The sequence below is a fragment of the Ornithinibacillus salinisoli genome (assembly GCF_042684965.1).
Lineage (GTDB): Bacteria > Bacillota > Bacilli > Bacillales > Amphibacillaceae > Ornithinibacillus > Ornithinibacillus salinisoli.
In genome coordinates this window covers 1-18,129 of the sequence record NZ_JBHUMI010000004.1, presented here as the reverse complement: position 1 = coordinate 18,129, position 18,129 = coordinate 1, and the positions used below count along the sequence as shown (strand labels likewise).

The 18,129-nt window shown below is 37.1% G+C and carries 17 protein-coding genes, 1 rRNA gene, 1 riboswitch and 1 other annotated feature; of the genes, 6 read left to right on the top strand and 12 right to left on the bottom strand.

Annotation, left to right across the window (positions count from 1 at the left end):
• Position 1 precedes the first annotated feature (1 nt).
• A complete protein-coding gene (locus ACFSTA_RS02455; RefSeq protein ID WP_377554970.1) occupies positions 2–82 on the top strand; it encodes an IS3 family transposase in 81 nt (26 codons plus the stop codon).
• A gap of 693 nt (positions 83–775) precedes the next feature.
• Here the strand turns inward: ACFSTA_RS02455 and ACFSTA_RS02450 are convergent.
• The 6 genes from ACFSTA_RS02450 to pckA form a co-directional block, all read right to left on the bottom strand.
• Positions 776–1,636: an IS3 family transposase gene (locus ACFSTA_RS02450; RefSeq protein WP_377554969.1), complete on the bottom strand. Its 861-nt coding sequence runs from the start codon at positions 1,634–1,636 to the stop codon at positions 776–778.
• An 11-nt stretch (positions 1,637–1,647) separates the two neighbouring features.
• Positions 1,648–1,971 (bottom strand): transposase, encoded by a 324-nt coding sequence (locus ACFSTA_RS02445; protein ID WP_377554966.1) that lies wholly within the window; start codon positions 1,969–1,971, stop codon positions 1,648–1,650.
• 293 nt (positions 1,972–2,264) lie between these two features.
• Positions 2,265–3,071, bottom strand: coding sequence for an ABC transporter permease (locus ACFSTA_RS02440; protein ID WP_377554965.1), 807 nt, complete (start codon positions 3,069–3,071; stop codon positions 2,265–2,267).
• 21 nt (positions 3,072–3,092) lie between these two features.
• On the bottom strand, positions 3,093–3,872 hold the full coding sequence (locus tag ACFSTA_RS02435; protein ID WP_377554964.1) for an ABC transporter ATP-binding protein: 780 nt from the start codon (positions 3,870–3,872) through the stop codon (positions 3,093–3,095).
• A gap of 13 nt (positions 3,873–3,885) precedes the next feature.
• Positions 3,886–4,878 carry an ABC transporter substrate-binding protein gene (locus ACFSTA_RS02430; RefSeq protein ID WP_377554963.1) on the bottom strand — a complete coding sequence of 331 codons (993 nt, stop codon included), beginning with the start codon at positions 4,876–4,878 and terminating at the stop codon, positions 3,886–3,888.
• Positions 4,879–5,444: 566 nt separating this feature from the next.
• Entirely contained in the window at positions 5,445–7,037 is a 1,593-nt protein-coding gene (gene pckA / locus ACFSTA_RS02425) for a phosphoenolpyruvate carboxykinase (ATP) (protein WP_377554962.1), read from the bottom strand.
• A 303-nt stretch (positions 7,038–7,340) separates the two neighbouring features.
• Positions 7,341–7,447, top strand: a riboswitch (SAM riboswitch).
• Between the two features lie 204 nt (positions 7,448–7,651).
• Between pckA and metK the strand changes: the two genes are divergently transcribed.
• The gene (gene metK / locus ACFSTA_RS02420) at positions 7,652–8,848 is read left to right on the top strand and encodes a methionine adenosyltransferase (RefSeq protein WP_377554961.1); all 1,197 of its coding nucleotides are present in this window, start codon (positions 7,652–7,654) and stop codon (positions 8,846–8,848) included.
• Positions 8,849–8,890: 42 nt separating this feature from the next.
• Here the strand turns inward: metK and ACFSTA_RS02415 are convergent, their stop codons facing one another.
• The gene (locus ACFSTA_RS02415) at positions 8,891–9,415 is read right to left on the bottom strand and encodes a gamma carbonic anhydrase (RefSeq protein ID WP_377554968.1); all 525 of its coding nucleotides are present in this window, start codon (positions 9,413–9,415) and stop codon (positions 8,891–8,893) included.
• An 83-nt stretch (positions 9,416–9,498) separates the two neighbouring features.
• On the opposite strand from ACFSTA_RS02415, the gene ACFSTA_RS02410 reads away from it, so the two are divergent.
• Positions 9,499–10,575: a tetraprenyl-beta-curcumene synthase family protein gene (locus tag ACFSTA_RS02410; protein WP_377554960.1), complete on the top strand. Its 1,077-nt coding sequence runs from the start codon at positions 9,499–9,501 to the stop codon at positions 10,573–10,575.
• A gap of 19 nt (positions 10,576–10,594) precedes the next feature.
• Here ACFSTA_RS02410 and ACFSTA_RS02405 read toward each other — a convergent pair whose 3' ends face one another.
• The 4 genes from ACFSTA_RS02405 to ACFSTA_RS02390 all read right to left on the bottom strand — a co-directional run bounded on the left by ACFSTA_RS02405 (position 10,595) and on the right by ACFSTA_RS02390 (position 13,499).
• Positions 10,595–11,323, bottom strand: coding sequence for an amino acid ABC transporter ATP-binding protein (locus ACFSTA_RS02405; protein ID WP_377554959.1), 729 nt, complete (start codon positions 11,321–11,323; stop codon positions 10,595–10,597).
• A complete protein-coding gene (locus tag ACFSTA_RS02400) occupies positions 11,320–11,964 on the bottom strand; it encodes an amino acid ABC transporter permease (protein WP_377554958.1) in 645 nt (214 codons plus the stop codon). The genes ACFSTA_RS02405 and ACFSTA_RS02400 overlap by 4 nt, the downstream gene beginning before the upstream one ends.
• Positions 11,965–12,013: 49 nt before the next feature.
• Positions 12,014–12,766: a transporter substrate-binding domain-containing protein gene (locus tag ACFSTA_RS02395; RefSeq protein WP_377554957.1), complete on the bottom strand. Its 753-nt coding sequence runs from the start codon at positions 12,764–12,766 to the stop codon at positions 12,014–12,016.
• 115 nt (positions 12,767–12,881) lie between these two features.
• Positions 12,882–13,499: a class I SAM-dependent methyltransferase gene (locus ACFSTA_RS02390; protein ID WP_377554967.1), complete on the bottom strand. Its 618-nt coding sequence runs from the start codon at positions 13,497–13,499 to the stop codon at positions 12,882–12,884.
• Positions 13,500–13,599: 100 nt separating this feature from the next.
• Positions 13,600–13,813, top strand: a binding site (T-box leader).
• A 50-nt stretch (positions 13,814–13,863) separates the two neighbouring features.
• Between ACFSTA_RS02390 and leuS the strand changes: the two genes are divergently transcribed.
• Entirely contained in the window at positions 13,864–16,275 is a 2,412-nt protein-coding gene (leuS, locus tag ACFSTA_RS02385) for a leucine--tRNA ligase (RefSeq protein ID WP_377554956.1), read from the top strand.
• An 88-nt stretch (positions 16,276–16,363) separates the two neighbouring features.
• On the opposite strand, the gene ACFSTA_RS02380 is transcribed toward leuS, so the two are convergent.
• On the bottom strand, positions 16,364–17,119 hold the full coding sequence (locus ACFSTA_RS02380; RefSeq protein ID WP_377554955.1) for a hypothetical protein: 756 nt from the start codon (positions 17,117–17,119) through the stop codon (positions 16,364–16,366).
• 112 nt (positions 17,120–17,231) lie between these two features.
• Here ACFSTA_RS02380 and ACFSTA_RS02375 point away from each other — a divergent pair, with 112 nt between their 5' ends.
• Together ACFSTA_RS02375 and ACFSTA_RS02370 are read left to right on the top strand one after the other, a co-directional pair.
• Positions 17,232–17,543 (top strand): rhodanese-like domain-containing protein, encoded by a 312-nt coding sequence (locus ACFSTA_RS02375; RefSeq protein WP_377554954.1) that lies wholly within the window; start codon positions 17,232–17,234, stop codon positions 17,541–17,543.
• A gap of 459 nt (positions 17,544–18,002) precedes the next feature.
• Positions 18,003–18,129, top strand: a 16S ribosomal RNA gene (locus ACFSTA_RS02370); the annotation flags it as partial.

The window sequence follows — 18,129 nt, the reverse complement described above, 5'->3', positions numbered from 1 at the left end:
TATGTACTTTTACAATCATGATAGGTATCAAAAAAAACTAAACGGCCACAGTCCTATGGAATACAGGACGATGGCCGCCTAAATCATTTTTATTATTTCCACTGTCTACTTGACGGGGGGCAGTTCAAAATTCGAATTAGTTTGGATTTTTTTTGCTAATCATATATAGACTGCGACATAATTTTTGCGTAGATTTACTTTCACAGTCTAATTCAATAGTGCGCTACAAAACCGCTTCGGAAATACACTTCGATTCCTGTGGGGCTCACGCTAAGCCTTCTCGCTCGCAAAACAAGTGCGCCTGCATCTTCTAGTTATGCTTCGCACTAAGCTTCCACGACGCAAGGGAAAAAGAAGCTCACGCAAGTAGTTCCCTCGCTCCTTTGGGGTCTTATCGTCTTCGCTTGGAGTAGGGGTTAACGGAGCGGGACATGGCGTACGTTATTTCGTAAAATAATCTCATTTGAAAATGTAATCGGACATCAAGTACGTTATTTGCTCTAATTCGTACCAGAACACCTGTCATTTCGGTTAATAACGGAACAGATGTCCTTTAAAATCCTTTATTACCCAATTTTGTCACAAATAAGGGAAGCATTGGACCTCTGTCAAGAAAGTGGACACCTAAATAACGAATTTGTACTAGACTTGTCTTAACTTTTTCAAATTATAGATGATACCGTGGAAGCGTCAAGCCCAAACCGCTTGACCCACCCACGGAATCATCCTGCTAGTCGCTAAGTTAAGACAAGCCATCAAACTGTCTACCAACAAATTATGCAGAAATTACCTCATAATACTTTTGTGCATATTCGACTGGAGATAAATACTCTATTGATCCATGTATTCTTTTACGGTTATAAAAAAACTCAATATAACGATAGATTTCAGTATACGCCTCCTTTTTAGTTTGAAATCGGCGACCTTGTATTAACTCTTTCTTTAGTAGGCTAAAAAAAGATTCTGCACAAGCATTGTCAAAACAGTTTCCTTTACGACTCATACTTGCTTCCATATGATATTGATTAAGTCTTTCTCGATATTCGTTAGAGGCGTATTGAGTTCCGCGATCTGAATGATGAATCAAATTTTGGTCTGGTTGTTTCGTTTCATAAGCTTCGACTAATGCATCCAATACCAACTTCGTTTGCATGTGTCCATAAAGACGCCAACCAACAACTTCTCGGGTGAATAAATCAAGAATACTAGCCAAATACAAACGTCCTTCTCTACAGGGAATGTACGTTATATCAGCGACCCACACCTTGTTTGGCGCTGAAGCGACAAAGTTCTGATCCAATTTATTAGGAGCGATGGGATTACCATGGTTTGAGTCAGTTGTAGTCACTTTGAACTTCTTAGAAACACAGGAACGGAGACCCAATTCCTTCATGTACTTACCAACTGTACGCTCCGAAATCGTGTATCCTTCTTTCTCCAATTGTTTGGTGATTTTTGGACTGCCGTACCTTTTTTCTGAATCATGATAATGATAGATAATACGCTTTTGGATCCTTTTCTTACGCAATTCTTGTTGGCTTGGTTTGTGTTTTATCCAATCGTAATAACTGCTCGAAGACACCTTCATTTCGTTACACATCTTCTCCACTGAAAACTCCGAGCTATGGTTTTCAATGAATTCAAACCTTATGGTCTTGGTCTGCTGAAGATGTGCACTGCCTTTTTTACAATAGCTAGTTCTTCCTTCGTATCTGATAATTGCTTATCTTTATTCTTTAGTTCACGTTCTTTTTCTTTCAATTGTTGTTCTAACTTTTTCAATCGATCCTCAAATGCAACAGGTTCCTTTTCAAATTCACGATATTTTGTCATCCATTCATGAAGGCAGCTTAGTGGAACTTTTAACTCATCCGCAATATCCCTCATCGTTTTCTTTTTTCGTTGTTCTTGCGCAAATTTAACTGTTTCCCGCTTGAATTCTTCACTGTACCTTTGACGATGTTCACCCATGGAACCCCTCCTAATTAGTATCAGCATAACCAATTATGCTGTTCGTTAATGGGGTGTCCACTTTTTATTCTAGTTCCACATTGTCCGTTTCCGTATTTCTCCTATCCATGTAGCCTCTTCGCGTCCCCTGTGGAAAGCGACTGCCTGCAGCGGAAAACACGTTGTAGTTACTGCGCATTTTCTATCAACTAAGAATGAAGGTCTTAGTTGAAAAAGTGACATTCTAAATTTCCTATCGTATAATCGTTCGGCTTTAGAGTCGAAGGTTTAAGTTATGTCAAAGACTCCGATTTTTATCCAGTATTCTTGATTAACCAGCTTTCGATTTTTTCTACTAATTTATACATGATCGCTGCAAATATTGCTATAAGGATCAGACTTGACATAACTAGCGTAAAGTCAAAGACTTGGAAGCCATACACGATTAAATATCCTAATCCTTCTTTGGATACTAGGAATTCACCAACGATTACTCCAACCCATGAAAGTCCGACATTTACTTTTAATGTTGAAATCATTGCTGGAAGTGTCGCCGGGAAAATGGCTTCTTTAAATAACTGTCCTCTAGATGCCCCAAAACTTTTTAATACTTTTGTATAGTTAGGATCAACTTCTCGAAACGCTGAATAGACAACGAGTGTCGTGATAATGACAGATATAATAGCACCCATTGTAATGATTGACATATATCCAGGACCGATAGCAACTATGATTATTGGTCCAAGTGCTACTTTAGGCATAGCATTTAATATTACTAAATAGGGATCCATGATGTTAGCAAACCTTGTTGATGACCACAATAATGAGGCTATAATTATTCCTAGTATTGTCCCAATAATAAAACCAAGTACCGTTTCAAAAAGTGTTACCTGGGTATGGATAATCATCGATCCGTCTAATATTTTCGAACTAAGGTTAGTAAATATCTTTGAGGGGGAGCTAAATATTAAAGGATCGATCCACCGCATACTACTCATGATTTCCCACATTGAAAAAAAACCTACTAGTATGATTAATTGCCATGTGAAAACTATTTTTTTCTCGCGTTTTATTTGTTGCTTATATTGTTCGAAAAGGTGCTGATCAGAATGTGCTCCCATTTATATTTCAACCCCCTTTGATCATATAGGAGTAGTTGTGTCATTTTTATTTAATTCCTCCCATACTTTGTCAAACAAATTCTGATATTTAGGATGTCTTCTTGACGTAAATGGCATTTCATCTCTTACTTCAATAGGTACATCGAATGTTTTAGCGATAGTACCTGGGTTTGCATTCATTACAAATATACGATCACTCATAGAAATTGCTTCTCCAATATCGTGTGTTACCAAAATAGCTGTTTTATGATAATTCTTTAATAGTTTATAAACTAAGTCTTCTAATTTTAATTTTGTTTGATAATCTAGTGCGGAAAAAGGTTCATCTAAGAGTAACACCTTTGGATCGGTAATTAATGTTCGAACAAGAGCTACTCGTTGCCGCATACCACCAGATAGTGAGTCAGGATAAGCATTGGTTACGTTTGATAGACCAACTTCGTGTAGTAATTCTATTGCTTTATCCTTTACTTCTTCCGTAGCTGTGTTACGAATTTTGGGACCTAAAAGCACATTATCTAGAATAGTTTTCCATGGAAATAAATAATCTTGTTGAAGCATATAACCAATAGATAGCTCAGATCTTCTAATAGGTTCACTATTCAAAAGAACGTTTCCTGAAGTTTGTTGCACAATACCTGCTACAATGGACAGAATGGTTGATTTACCACAACCACTCGGTCCAACTAATGCAATGAATTCTCCTTCTTTAACAGAAAATGAAATATCATCTAACGCTTTTGTGAAATCTTTTTTCGAAAAATAATGGTGCGACACATTTTCTAACGTTAGAAAGGACAATGAATTTCCCTCCTTAGTTATTGATAACTTCCTCAGCAACTTCAGTATTTACTAGATCTTCATAAGGCACATCTTCCACTGGAAGTTCACCTGCTTCTTCCATGATGTTTTTTAGATTATTCCATTCTTCTTCATCAAGAATTGGATCCGTTGCAAATGATCCTTGACCTTTGTAACGGTCAATAGATGAGGTTAGAATATCCAAATCAACATCTTCAAAGTAAGGCTGGATTACTTCCGCAATTTCTGCTGCGTTTGTTTCGTCCACCCATTTTTGAGCTTTATAAATTGCTTTAGTAAAAGCTTTTATGTTTTCTTCATTTTCTGCCATATAACTTTCTTTTGCCATAAATACGGTATATGGTACATGCCCAGATTCTTCACCGAAGGAAGCAATTACATGACCATTGCCTTCTTTTTCAAATACACTTGCTGTTGGTTCGAATAATTGTACATATTCGTAATCACCAGATGCAAATGCACTTGGGATATTCGCAAAATCAATGTTTTGAGATAAATTTAGATCATTGTGAGGGTCGATATTATGTTTCTTTAGCACAAATTCACCAACCATTTGCGGCATTCCACCTTTTCGTTGGCCAAGAAAGTTACTGTCTTTTAGATCTTCCCATTCAAAATCAGGTTTTGCCTCTTTAGAAACTAAGAAAGTTCCATCTGTTTGTGTTAACTGTGCAAAGTTTACTGCGTAATCATTGGAGTCTTGAGCATACACATAAATAGATGTTTCAGATCCAACTAAAGCAACATCTATTCCATCAGATAGTAGGGCAGTCATCGTTTTATCCCCACCCCATGTTGTTTGTAATTCTACATCCAATCCTTCTTCCTCAAAAAATCCCTTTTCAAGTGCTACATATTGCGGAGCGTAAAATAATGATCGAGTTACTTCTCCTAGCTTAATGGAGGTATTTTCGTTCGAACCGCAAGCAGCAAGAAAAATAAGGAATACGCATGAAACTAAAGCAAAAAATTTTACTTTATTCATACTTTTACACCCTTTCAATATAGATATATCCGTTGAAACGGAGGCTTTACTTCTTGTTTGTCAGTTATATCACCACATTTTATGCTTAGGAGAAAAATGTGTGAATGCCTATGTCGAAAAAGTTATCGTAAAAATTAAGCGCTGTTTCTAAAAAATGATGGTTATTCGATGTAATGATTAGTACTGGTAGTTGATAGAAGATGGGAAGTTATTTTTGAGTGAGTATACTTGCTTTCACTTTTTGGAATTGAGTTCACTTTCCGCGCACTCGGAAACAGTTTTCTCGGAAGAATATTGCTTTAAGAAGCGATTCGCTCACAAGCAACAATTAAACGAAGAGTAGGTTGTGAAGCGCATTCTAGTGAAGAGTATTCCCAGAGCAGAAATCACGTAGCTGTACTGTTACTAAGTTGTTTACACCAAAAAAAGCCATAAAAAAAGATCTCCACATGGGAGATCTCGTTAGCATTTGCTAACCATAAATTTAGGTGCTTATCAGCAATTTCCTCGCTTCTAACCCTATATGTTAAATCCTCTTGGGATGAGGTAACTCGATAAAAATGTAATTACTTTGGTTGATAGATTGGACCAGCTTCCATTATTTCCTTACTAGCCTGGGAAAACTTTGTAAAGTTTTCATGGAATTTCGTAGCTAGTTTTTTCGCTTCTAATTCAAATGCCTCTTTATCAGACCATGTATTTTTAGGAATTAATACATCGTCTGGTACACCAGGTACATGAAGAGGTACTTCCAAACCAAAAATATCATCTTGAATCTTATCAACCGTATTTAGTTCTCCTTCTAAAGCAGCGTGTACCATTGCTCGCGTATAGGAAAGTTTAATACGTTCCCCAACACCGTAAGAACCACCGGTCCAGCCAGTATTGATTAAAAACACATTTGAATTATATTGATCTATTTTTTCACCAAGCATCTTAGCGTAAGTTGATGGGGCTAAAGGTAAAAATGGAGCACCAAAGCATGTTGAAAAAGTCGCTTCTGGTTCTGTAACTCCACGTTCTGTCCCTGCTAGTTTACTTGTATAACCACTTAGGAAATGATACATCGCTTGTTCTTTTGATAATTTGCTTATTGGTGGCAATGTTCCTGATGCATCAGCTGTTAAGAAAATAATCGTATTAGGATGACCAGCCACACTTGGGGAAACAATATTATCAATATTTTCAAGTGGGTAAGCTGCTCGAGTATTTTCTGTTAAGGATGTATCATCATAATTAGGAATCCGTGATTTTTCATCCAGCATTACATTTTCTAGCACCGAACCAAACCGAATCGCATGAAAAATTTGTGGCTCTTTTTCCTCGGATAAATTGATGCATTTTGCATAACAGCCACCTTCAATATTAAAAACGCCATTCGGACTCCAACCATGTTCATCATCTCCGATTAAACGGCGATATGGATCTGCTGATAATGTGGTTTTTCCTGTACCGGAAAGCCCGAAAAATAGTGCAACATCACCTTCTTGACCAACATTGGCAGAGCAGTGCATAGATAAAATATTATTGTTTGGCAATAGATAGTTCATAATAGAAAATATTGACTTTTTAATCTCTCCAGCATATTCTGTGCCGCCGATTAGAATGACTTGGTGCTTAAAGGAGATAATCACAAATGCTTCTGAATTTGTACCATCCGTTTTAGGATTTGCTTTAAAGCTTGGCGCAGATATAACAGTAAAACCAGCTTGCTGATCTAATGCCTCTCCTTCGGTCGGACGGATAAATAATTGGCGTGCAAATAAGTTGTGCCACGCATATTCATTTATTACTTGGATTGGTAAACGATACTTTTGATCTGCCCCTGCAAAACCATTAAAAGCATAAATTTCATCTTTTGCTTTTAAATGTTCCACTACCTTATGATATAAATGATCAAAGACCTCTTCTTGAATTGGTTGGTTAACAGAACCCCAATCAATAAGTTGTTCGCAAGATTCGTCTTGTACAATAAACTTATCTTTGGGAGAACGTCCCGTATACTTTCCAGTTGTTGCTTGAACAGCTCCAGTTGCTGTAAGAACGCCTTCTTTTCTAGATAAGATCTTTTCTACTAATTGCGGAACGGATAAGTTATGTTGCACATTTTTTCGTGCCAAAATCTGTTCTACAAATGACGACTGTTCGATAGTTTTCATACACACCTTACCTGCCTTTTTGAGCAAATTATTTTGGGAGATAGGAGAGTTTAAACTTTCCTATTTGTATTAGAGGAACTACACTTAATATTGTAAAGACTTGGCAAAAGCCAAGATTACGCTGAAGTAGTACCCTTTCTTAAAACATATTATCTAATCATGGTTATTAGTATAACACATTAAATATAATAGTCCATACTAATTATTAGATTTATCATATTAATTTTTTGACTAATTGGTGACAACGATAAAATGAGTTGACATACCCTGTATCTTTCGTTACCCTTTTCTTGAGCGGATACTCTCTTATTCAGAGTTGGCGGAGGGACAGACCCTATGAAGCCCAGCAACCATCACAGGAGTGAAAAGGTGCTAACCTGATGCAAGGACATTTCCTTGAACAATAAGAGCGAAAGGCCACAACTCCTTTCCTCATGTAAGCAGGAAGGGCTTTTTTGTTTAGATAGGAAATTAATAACAAATATTGATCATTGGAATATTATGAAAACATAATGGTTACGTCTAGCTACGGCGGACAGGACGCTTTAGTTCCTAAGATATAATACTGTTAAATAAGAGTTCCGTACCAATTTTTAAAGGGAGGATTTAGCCAAATGGCTAATAATCGTCGTTTATTTACATCAGAATCAGTAACAGAAGGGCATCCAGATAAAATTTGTGATCAAATATCTGATGCTATTTTAGATGAAATTTTAAAGCAAGATCCCGATGCAAGAGTTGCCTGTGAAACCACTGTGACAACAGGTCTTGTACTAGTAGCAGGGGAAATATCTACAAGTACATATGTGGATATTCCTGCAATTGTGAGAAAAACAATCAAAGACATTGGTTATACACGTGCCAAATACGGGTTTGATGCAGAAACATGTGCCGTGCTAACAGCGATAGACGAACAATCACCAGATATTGCTGGTGGAGTAAACACAGCACTCGAAGTACGCCAAGGAAAGATGGAAGAGGAAGAAATAGCCGCAATAGGAGCAGGAGACCAAGGATTAATGTTTGGTTTTGCTTGTGATGAAACAAAAGAGCTAATGCCACTCCCAATCTCGCTGGCTCATAAGCTATCGAAACGCTTGTCAGATGTCAGAAAAGATGAAACGTTAGCTTATCTTCGTCCTGATGGGAAAACACAGGTGACAGTAGAATATGATGAAAATGATCAGCCGATTCGAATTGACACAATCGTCATCTCTACCCAACATCACCAGGAAATTACACTGGAACAAATCGAAAAAGATATCATAGAATATGTGATTCAACCAGTAGTGCCTAAAAATCTCTTAGATGAAAGTACTAAATATTTCATAAACCCAACTGGACGTTTTGTAATCGGTGGTCCACAAGGTGATGCCGGTTTAACTGGAAGAAAGATTATTGTAGATACGTATGGTGGATATGCCCGTCATGGTGGTGGTGCATTTAGTGGAAAGGATGCTACAAAAGTGGATCGTTCTGCTGCATATGCTGCACGTTACGTAGCTAAAAATATAGTTGCAGCAAAACTAGCCAAAACGTGTGAGGTACAGTTAGCCTATGCCATCGGTGTAGCGGAGCCGGTATCGATTTCTATCAATACTTTTGGTTCAGGAAAGGTTAGCGAAGAGGAACTAGTGAATGCTGTTCGCGAGTTATTTGATTTACGACCAGCAGGAATTATAAAAATGCTTGATTTACAAAAACCGATTTATAAAGAAACTGCTGCATACGGGCATTTTGGAAGAACGGATATTGAATTTCCGTGGGAGAAGACAGATAAGGTTGAAGCATTACTTGAATTAATCCAATAATAAAATGTCACGACTAGTCTATGAATAGTCGTGACGTTTTGTTTATTTGATACCGAGATCTGTATGGAGTTTATAATACTGACCCTTTTCCACATAAGATTGGCGTACGCGCTCCATTTCTTGATAATCTTCCTCCGTTAATTCTCGAACAACTTTTGCTGGCCGCCCAATTGCTAATGTATGCGGAGGGATTTTTTTACCAGGGGGAACTAAACTCCCTGCACCAATAAAGGCACTTTCCCCAATTTCTGCACCGTCTAATATAATAGACCCCATCCCAATTAATGCCTTCTTGCGGATGATTGCCGAATGCAGTGTCACTTGATGGCCGATGGTTACATCATCCTCTACAATTAAAGGGTTGTTTGGACTTTGGTGTAGCATGGATAAATCTTGTACACTCACTCGCTTACCAATTTTGGTAGGGGCAACATCACCTCTGATAACGGTTTGGAACCAAATGCTAGATTCTTCCCCAATACTGACATCTCCAACAACAACGGCATTTTTTGCGATGAAAGCGGATTTATGAATAGATGGGTTAATATTCTTATAATGATGTAGCATTTTAATTTGCATCCTCCTATAAAATATGATGATATAATTAGTATAGCAAATTTAGGGTTCTAATGAGGAACGGAGGAAGCAGATTGAGTAAGCAAGTTCCAAAAACTTCATTTTCATTAATGGTACAAGTATATCGTAATATATTTCCAGTAGTAGATCGTGAGTTAGATTATTGGACGAAACGGGCTGAAAATATACCAAATGAAGAATTAAGAAATCAGGCTTTATCAAGTATTGCTTCCAAACGATTTCACTGTCAGGGTGGGGCAGTCTTTTCACTGTTAGCGGGAAGTAAACAGAAAGAAGCTGTTACGTTTATCGTGGCATACCAAACAATTAGTGATTATCTGGACAATTTATGTGATCGTAGCACATCGTTAGATCCGGCGGATTTCAGGTTATTACACCGATCTATGATTGATGCGCTTAGCCCTACTAATATCACAACAAATTATTATGCCTATCGGGAGGAACAAGATGACGGTGGCTATTTAGTAGATTTAGTTAAAACATGTCAAACGATATTACAACAAACGAAATGTTACCCAATCATAAGCGAGTATTTGTTAAAACTAGAGGGGATGTACGGTGATCTCCAAGTACATAAACATGTTCAGGTGGAGGAACGTATACCTAGATTAACCAAATGGTTTGAAGAAAATAAATATCAGACACCAACATTAAACTGGTATGAATTTTCAGCAGCAGCAGGCTCTACGCTAGGTATATATTGTATAACTAGTTATGCATTAGGTGAAAAAATAACCCTTGAAATAGTAGAACGTGTCTTTCGTGGGTATTTTCCATATATGCATGGGTTACATATATTGTTAGATTATTACATCGATCAGAAAGAGGATCGGGAAGAAGGGGATTTAAACTTTTGCTTTTATTACCCTTCAAAGGAAAAAATGAAAGAAAGATTCCATTTTTTTATTAAACAAACAGAAAAGCATATTAGAGACCTGCCACATCATGATTTTCATAGCATGATTCATCATGGATTAGTAGGGTTATATTTGGGTGATCCAAAAGTTAGTCAACTAGAAAGTGGATTAGATGTTTCAAAAGAATTACTAAAAGATAGTGGTATGAAAGCCAAATTCTTTTATTGGAATACGAAAATATATTATAGACTGAAGAATAATAAACCTGGATAGCAGTTTTCCGGGTTAGAAACTATAATACTTTACTGAGAAATGATTTGGTTCGATTGTTTTGCGGTTTGTTAAATAATTCTGAAGGAATATTTTCTTCAACGATAAAACCTTCATCAATGAAAAGCACTCGATCACTTACTTCTTTAGCAAACCCCATTTCGTGAGTCACAACAACCATAGTCATTCCTTCATGGGCTAGTTGTTTCATCACTTCAAGCACATCGCCAACCATTTCTGGGTCAAGGGCAGAAGTTGGTTCATCAAACAACATAATTTTTGGGTTCATTGCTAATGCCCGAGCAATGGCAACTCGTTGTTTTTGTCCACCGGATAATGAGCCAGGATATGCATATGCCTTTTCGCTAAGGCCGACTTTTTTTAGTAATTCTTGAGCTTTATCGGTTGCGGATTCCACTGTTTCCCCTTTTGCTTTCATCGGTGCTAAAATAATATTTTCTAAGACTGTTTTATGTGGGAAAAGGTTAAATTGTTGAAATACCATTCCAACTTCTTGTCTTATTTTGTTTATATTAGCATCTTTATCTGTAATATTTTTTCCATCTATGATGACTTCTCCTGCAGTAATATCCTCTAATCTATTTAAACATCGTAAAAATGTACTTTTTCCAGAACCAGATGCACCTATGATACAGACGACTTCGCTTTCCTTGACGTTTACACTAATATCTTTAAGAACTTCTTGATCTCCAAAGTTTTTCTTTAAGTTTTTCACTTTTATAACTGTCATCGTAGTTCAAATCTCCTTTCTAAATAGCTTGAAAGTAAAGATAAAAGATAAATCAGTATAAAGTACATCATACCTACCGCTAACCAAATGTGAAATGCTTTAAATGTAGCTGCGATAACAACCTGCCCTTTTTGCGTGAGATCGGCAATTCCAATTACAGATAGTAAGGATGTATCTTTCAAACTTATGATTGCCTGATTTGTAAAGGTAGGCAGCATCCTGCGAAGTGCTTGTGGTAGGATAACGTAACGCATCGTTTGAGAACTAGTTAGCCCGAGTGAACGAGCAGCTTCTGTTTGGCCTTTATCCATGGACTGTATCCCAGCACGAATAATCTCAGCAAAATAGGCACCTGCATTAATTGCAACTGTTATTATTCCAGCAGTTTCCCGATCTAAAGAAATGAATTCAAGAGAGTTGAGTCCAAAATAGAAGAAAAATAACTGTACGAGTATCGGTGTTCCACGAATAGCATCTATAAATATTTTTGCCAACCAATTTAAGATTTTCCATGGTGAAAGGTGGAATAAAGCCATGATTAGGCCAATAATAAATCCAAGGATAATGGCTACCAGAAAAATATATATTGTTACTTTTAAACCTTCCCATAAGAATGGTAGAGAATTTATGATAACGTCCATTTGGTCACTCCTTCTATAAAAAGAAGCGCGCTCTGATGCGCGCTCTTAATTACTCTAAATACTTATTAATAATCTCGTCATATTGACCACTTTCCTTTAGATTTGCCAATCCATCATTTATTTTTGCTAATAATTCATCGTATTCTCCTTTTAATACTGCAATCCCGTAATGGTCCCCATTTAATCGTTCTCCTACTACCTCTAATTCTAGGTCGCTTTGGGCGATCGCATAGGTAATTACGGGGTAATCTTCTATCAGAGCATCGGCACTACCATTTGAAACCTCTTGGAACATAGATGGACTATCTTTTACTTGGACAATATCAAATCCATATTCATCCTTGTTGTCTTCAGCGAAATCTGCTCCAGTTGTCCCACTTTTTACAACTACGGTTTTTTCAGTTAAATCTTCTAAGGACGTGACTTCCGTATTTCCTTTTGCCACTACTAGTGATAACCCTGCTTCAAAATATGGTTCGGAAAAGTCAACTGTTTCCTTCCGTTCGTCGGTAATACTCATTCCGGCAATAGCAATATCTAATTGCCCAGCTTCCATAGCAGGAATGATTCCACTAAAATCCATTGCTTCTAATTCAATATCGAATCCTTGATCTTCTGCGATGGCATGTATTAAGTCAATATCAATTCCTTTATATTCACCATCTTCTTGATATTCAAATGGTGGATATGTAACATCAATGCCAACCTTGTAACTATCTCCATCACTTGAAGAATTACTACTACATGCAGATAGAACAAGAATGAACACTGCCAGTGAACACAAAACTAAATTTTTTTTCATTTGAAAACCTCTCCTTCATGAGTCACTTCAAAAAGCGTACTTACTAATCCTTATTCAAAAATTTCATTAAAATGATTTATTGCATAAAAAACTTGGCCAACATGATAGCCAAGTTTTAACGTTTGTTTTTTTGAATAGCGATTAGAAAAGGGGGGTTATTCTTTTGGTTGATGAAATCGTATCGTAATACTGAAACATCTCGTTGTTCTAGTTCACTTAATTCTTCTATCACTGTATTTTTTTCTTCTGTTCCTCCGGGATGGCCGTGATAGACGACAATTACGATAAGGCCACCCTCTTTTAAGTAATTTAATATTTTTTGGATTGCTGTTACAGTAGATTCTCCCTTTGTAATAATCGATTTATCACTTTTAGGTAGATAACCTAAATTAAATATAGCTCCACTGATAGTTTCTCCTGGTTGAATATAATTTTCTACATTTACATGGCTATCCTGTATTAAAATAACATTGTCACGTTTTTCTTCTGCTAATCTTTTTTTTGTATTATGGATAGCTTGTTCTTGGACATCAAATGCAATAACTTTACCTTGTTCTCCTACTAACTTACATAAGAATAGGGTGTCATTTCCATTACCACATGTAGCATCGATAGCTAATTCACCTGTGTTTACTGTTTCGTTTAATAAATAATGAGCATAGCTCAGTACTCCTTTAAGCATCTGCATAACTCCTCGTTCCATTATCTCGTTTAGTTTAGCATATTTCGATATAAAAAAAGAATGGAAGGTATATCATTAATAAAATAAAGAAATAATGGGCATATATATCTTGACAAAGCAGAATCCATTCATTAGAATTCAATATAATAATTCAAAAGCGATGCGAAGGACTAGTAATAAAGTATTTCAGGTAAAGAGAGGCAGTGGTTGGTGGAAACTGTCCCTGAAAATTTATGAACTCACCTTTAATGTTGCAGGAGTGAACCTTAGTAGTTCCTGACGTTAATCCGCGTTAAGGATTCAAGTGAACGCTATAAGCGTTAATTTGGGTGGTACCGCGGGAGTATAAGCTTCTCGTCCCTTTCTTAGGGATGAGAGGCTTTTTTGTATTTTATTTGAAAAAGGAGGAAGAGAAATGAGTTTTAACCATCAAGAAATAGAAAAAAAATGGCAAACGTATTGGGAAGAAAACAAGACATTTAAAACAGACACATTTTCAAAAAAAGAGAAGTTTTATGCGTTAGATATGTTTCCGTATCCATCAGGATCTGGATTGCATGTAGGACATCCTGAAGGCTATACGGCAACAGACATACTTTCACGTATGAAACGACTACAAGGTTATGAAGTTCTGCATCCAATGGGATGGGATGCATTTGGACTGCCTGCCGAGCAATATGCATTGGATACAGGAAATAGTCCAGCAGAATTCACCGCACAGAATATTGCAACATTTAAACGACAAATACAAGAACTTGGATTTTCCTACGATTGGGATCGTGAGGTAAATACAACAGATCCAAACTATTATAAATGGACACAATGGATCTTTAAAAAGCTTTACGAAAACGGCTTGGCATACATCGATGAAGTTGCTGTGAACTGGTGTCCGGCATTAGGAACAGTACTAGCAAATGAGGAAGTAATTGATGGTAAAAGTGAACGTGGCGGTCATCCAGTAGTACGTAAACCGATGAGGCAGTGGATGTTGAAAATTACTAAATATGCGGATCGCCTACTAGAAGATTTGGATGAGTTAGATTGGCCGGAAAGTTTGAAAGATATGCAACGAAATTGGATTGGTCGATCAGAAGGTGCAGAAGTTACGTTCACAATAGATGGTCATAACGAGGAATTCACTGTATTTACGACAAGACCAGATACATTGTTTGGTGCAACATATGCTGTTCTAGCTCCTGAGCATCCATTTGTTGAAAAAATTGTTTCACCTGAACAAAAAGAAACGGTGGAAGCATATCTAAAGGAGGTACAAACAAAATCTGACCTAGAACGTACAGATCTCGCGAAAGATAAAACGGGCGTATTCACTGGTGCTTATGCAATAAATCCAGTAAACGGTGAAAAAATGCCGATCTGGGTTGCTGATTATGTGTTAATGTCATATGGAACTGGCGCTATTATGGCGGTTCCAGCACATGATGAGCGTGATTATGAATTTGCATCTAAGTTTGACTTGCCAATCGTTGAAGTTGTTGCTGGTGGCGAAGTATCAAAAGAAGCTTATACTGGTGATGGCGAACATGTAAACTCTGATTTCCTTAACGGATTAGATAAAGATGAAGCAATCAATAAAGCGATTCAATGGCTTGAGGAAAATGGGCGAGGTACGAAAAAGGTAACGTACCGTCTTCGTGATTGGTTGTTCTCGAGGCAGCGCTATTGGGGAGAGCCTATTCCTATTATTCACTGGGAGGATGGTACGATGACAGCTGTTGCTGATGAAGATCTACCGTTAGAGCTACCAGTGATGAAAGATATTAAGCCATCAGGAACAGGAGAATCCCCACTTGCAAATACTGACTGGGTGAATGTTGTAGACCCCGAAACTGGTAAAAAAGGGCGTCGTGAAACAAATACAATGCCGCAATGGGCAGGAAGCTGTTGGTATTTCTTGCGCTATGTTGATCCAGATAACACAGAAAAGCTTGCTGACCCCGAAGCACTGAAAGAGTGGTTGCCAATCGATATCTATATTGGTGGTGCAGAGCACGCAGTACTCCATCTACTATATGCTCGATTCTGGCATAAATTTCTATACGATATTGGAGTGGTTCCAACGAAAGAGCCATTTATGAAATTGTTTAACCAAGGGATGATTCTTGGTGAAGGTAATGAGAAAATGAGTAAATCCAAGGGGAATGTTGTTAACCCAGATGATATCATTGAATCTCATGGTGCTGACACACTACGTCTGTATGAAATGTTCATGGGACCACTAGAGGCATCTGTTGCTTGGTCAACAAATGGTCTAGATGGAGCACGCCGTTTCCTAGATCGAGTTTGGCGTTTGTTTATCAATGAGGATGGATCACTGTCCGATAAGATAGCAGATGAAAATGGTGGAGCATTAGAGAAGGTATACCATGAAACGGTAAAAAAAGTAACCGAGGATTTTGAAAATCTACATTTTAATACCGGCATTTCACAAATGATGGTATTTATTAATGAAGGATACAAAGCAGATAAGCTTCCAAAAGAATATGTAGAAGGTTTTGTAAAAATGCTTTCACCTGTAGCTCCCCATATTACTGAAGAACTATGGAACCGCATGGGATATTCTGAAACAATTACGTATGCAGAATGGCCAGCTTACGATGAATCAAAACTAGTTGAGGATGAGGTAGAGGTGGTTCTACAAGTAATGGGGAAAGTTCGTTCGAAAATTTCTGTAGCTAAAGATATTTCAAAAGATGACCTAGAGAAAATAGCTATGGAGGATGAAATAATTCAAGAGTGGATTGAAGGTAAGACAGTACGAAAAGTAATCGTTGTTCCAGGAAAGTTAGTAAATATTGTAGCAAACTAAAAATAGGAGCTCTTGGTAGGTACATACCCTGAGCTCCTATTTTTATACTCTGAATGTAACTGGTAGTAAGAATTTGGTGGTTAAAAATCTATTCAGTCGGCACCCACTCCGTTTTTAGGATAATCCACTTATCCCGTTCGTAGTACCAAAGTGATTCGATGGTACCTAATTGATCAGCATGAAAAGCGCCACTTATTTGTTGATAACTTTTTAAGCCATAGCCTTTACTGTTACTGATAAAAATTGGTTCAAAATAAGCGATAGGATCAACCAATACGGAGGTGTTTTTTAATAGCTTACCTTTTTGATCATATATTCCTTGTTGAATATAATTATCTGATCGATGTTCTACATCAACAGTAATAGGTTCTTTTGTAGGTGAAAATTGAATTTCTACCTTAAAATCATCTATAAACTTTCCTTTTACATAATCCTGTTTGGGGAGAGGGATTTCGGTAAGGTTGTACTGGATTAAAGTATGCAACTTGTAATGGTGTAATCCACCACTACCACCAGTAGGACTCTGGTAGAAGATTTCATTTACCTTATCATGGTTAAAGTCGATAAATTGGATGGTTGGATCATATCCACCACCATATTTAATTTCCCAAGTCTTATCTTCATGATTTTTGATGACTGCTACAATGTCTCTGTAGTAGTTCGATTCCGGTGAAAATAATACTCCTTTTAATGCAATTTCTTCCTTTTTTCCATCACCGGTTACATCTTCTTGATAAGATTCAATTAACTTTAGTTCAGGAGGTTCTTGTTTATCATTAGCAAATGTTACATTTGTACATATAAATAATATGGGCAATAAAAAAAAACTTAATTTCAATCTCATATGATCCCCCTCGTTTAATTTCATAAAGCTATTTTGTGTAGGATATTTGAAAGCTATACACAAAAAACGTATCATTATAATAGTAGATAATCTCTGATGAAGGATGGTATTAATGGAACAAATTAAAGAAATAACACCAGAAGAAGTGGAAAAAATAGTAGGAGAAACCGATGAAGATATAGTTATTATTGACGTTCGAGAAGATGAAGAGGTTGCTCAGGGGATGATTGAAGGAGCAAAACATATTCCTCTTGGTGAAATTCCAGAAGTAGAGGAAGACTTAGATAAGGAAAAGAACTATATTCTTGTATGTCGTTCAGGGAGAAGAAGTATGAATGCTGCTCTATATCTACATGACCGTGGATATAAAGTTGTGAATATGGTTGGTGGAATGCTTGAATGGGATGGAGAAGTTGTTTTCTAGACCTCTCCACCACCAACTGGTTGATTGTGGAAAAGTAGGAAACATGTGCGCTGTATAGAGATGTTGACTATTTGTCCATTAGATTGTATGATTAATTTACTCGCATTGAACAAGGTGGATACAAAGTGTGATTAGAAATTATATATTTTCTATTGACATCAAATCTTGTTTCATGGTAAATTATTAAAGTCGCTTTTTTGAGAGGCGATGATAACCAACTCTTCATCAAAAAAACTTTTTTAAAAAAAGTGTTGACTTAGATGGGTGAGGATGATATGATATAAAAGTTGCTCATTAAAAGCAACGAACAAAAATTGCTCTTTGAAAACTGAACAAAACAACCAGTATGTTAAGACAGAAAAACAACCCTGTTTTTCTAAAAAGCAACAAATCTAGAAGCTAGTGTTTCTAGTAGCTAAGAACTTTCATATGATTGATTGGTGTCAATTATATACAAACTTTTTGGAGAGTTTGATCTTGGCTCAGGACGAACGCTGGCGGCGTGCCTAATACATGCAAGTCGAGCGCGGGAAGCAAGCAGATCCCTTCGGGGTGACGCTTGTGGAACGAGCGGCGGACGGGTGAG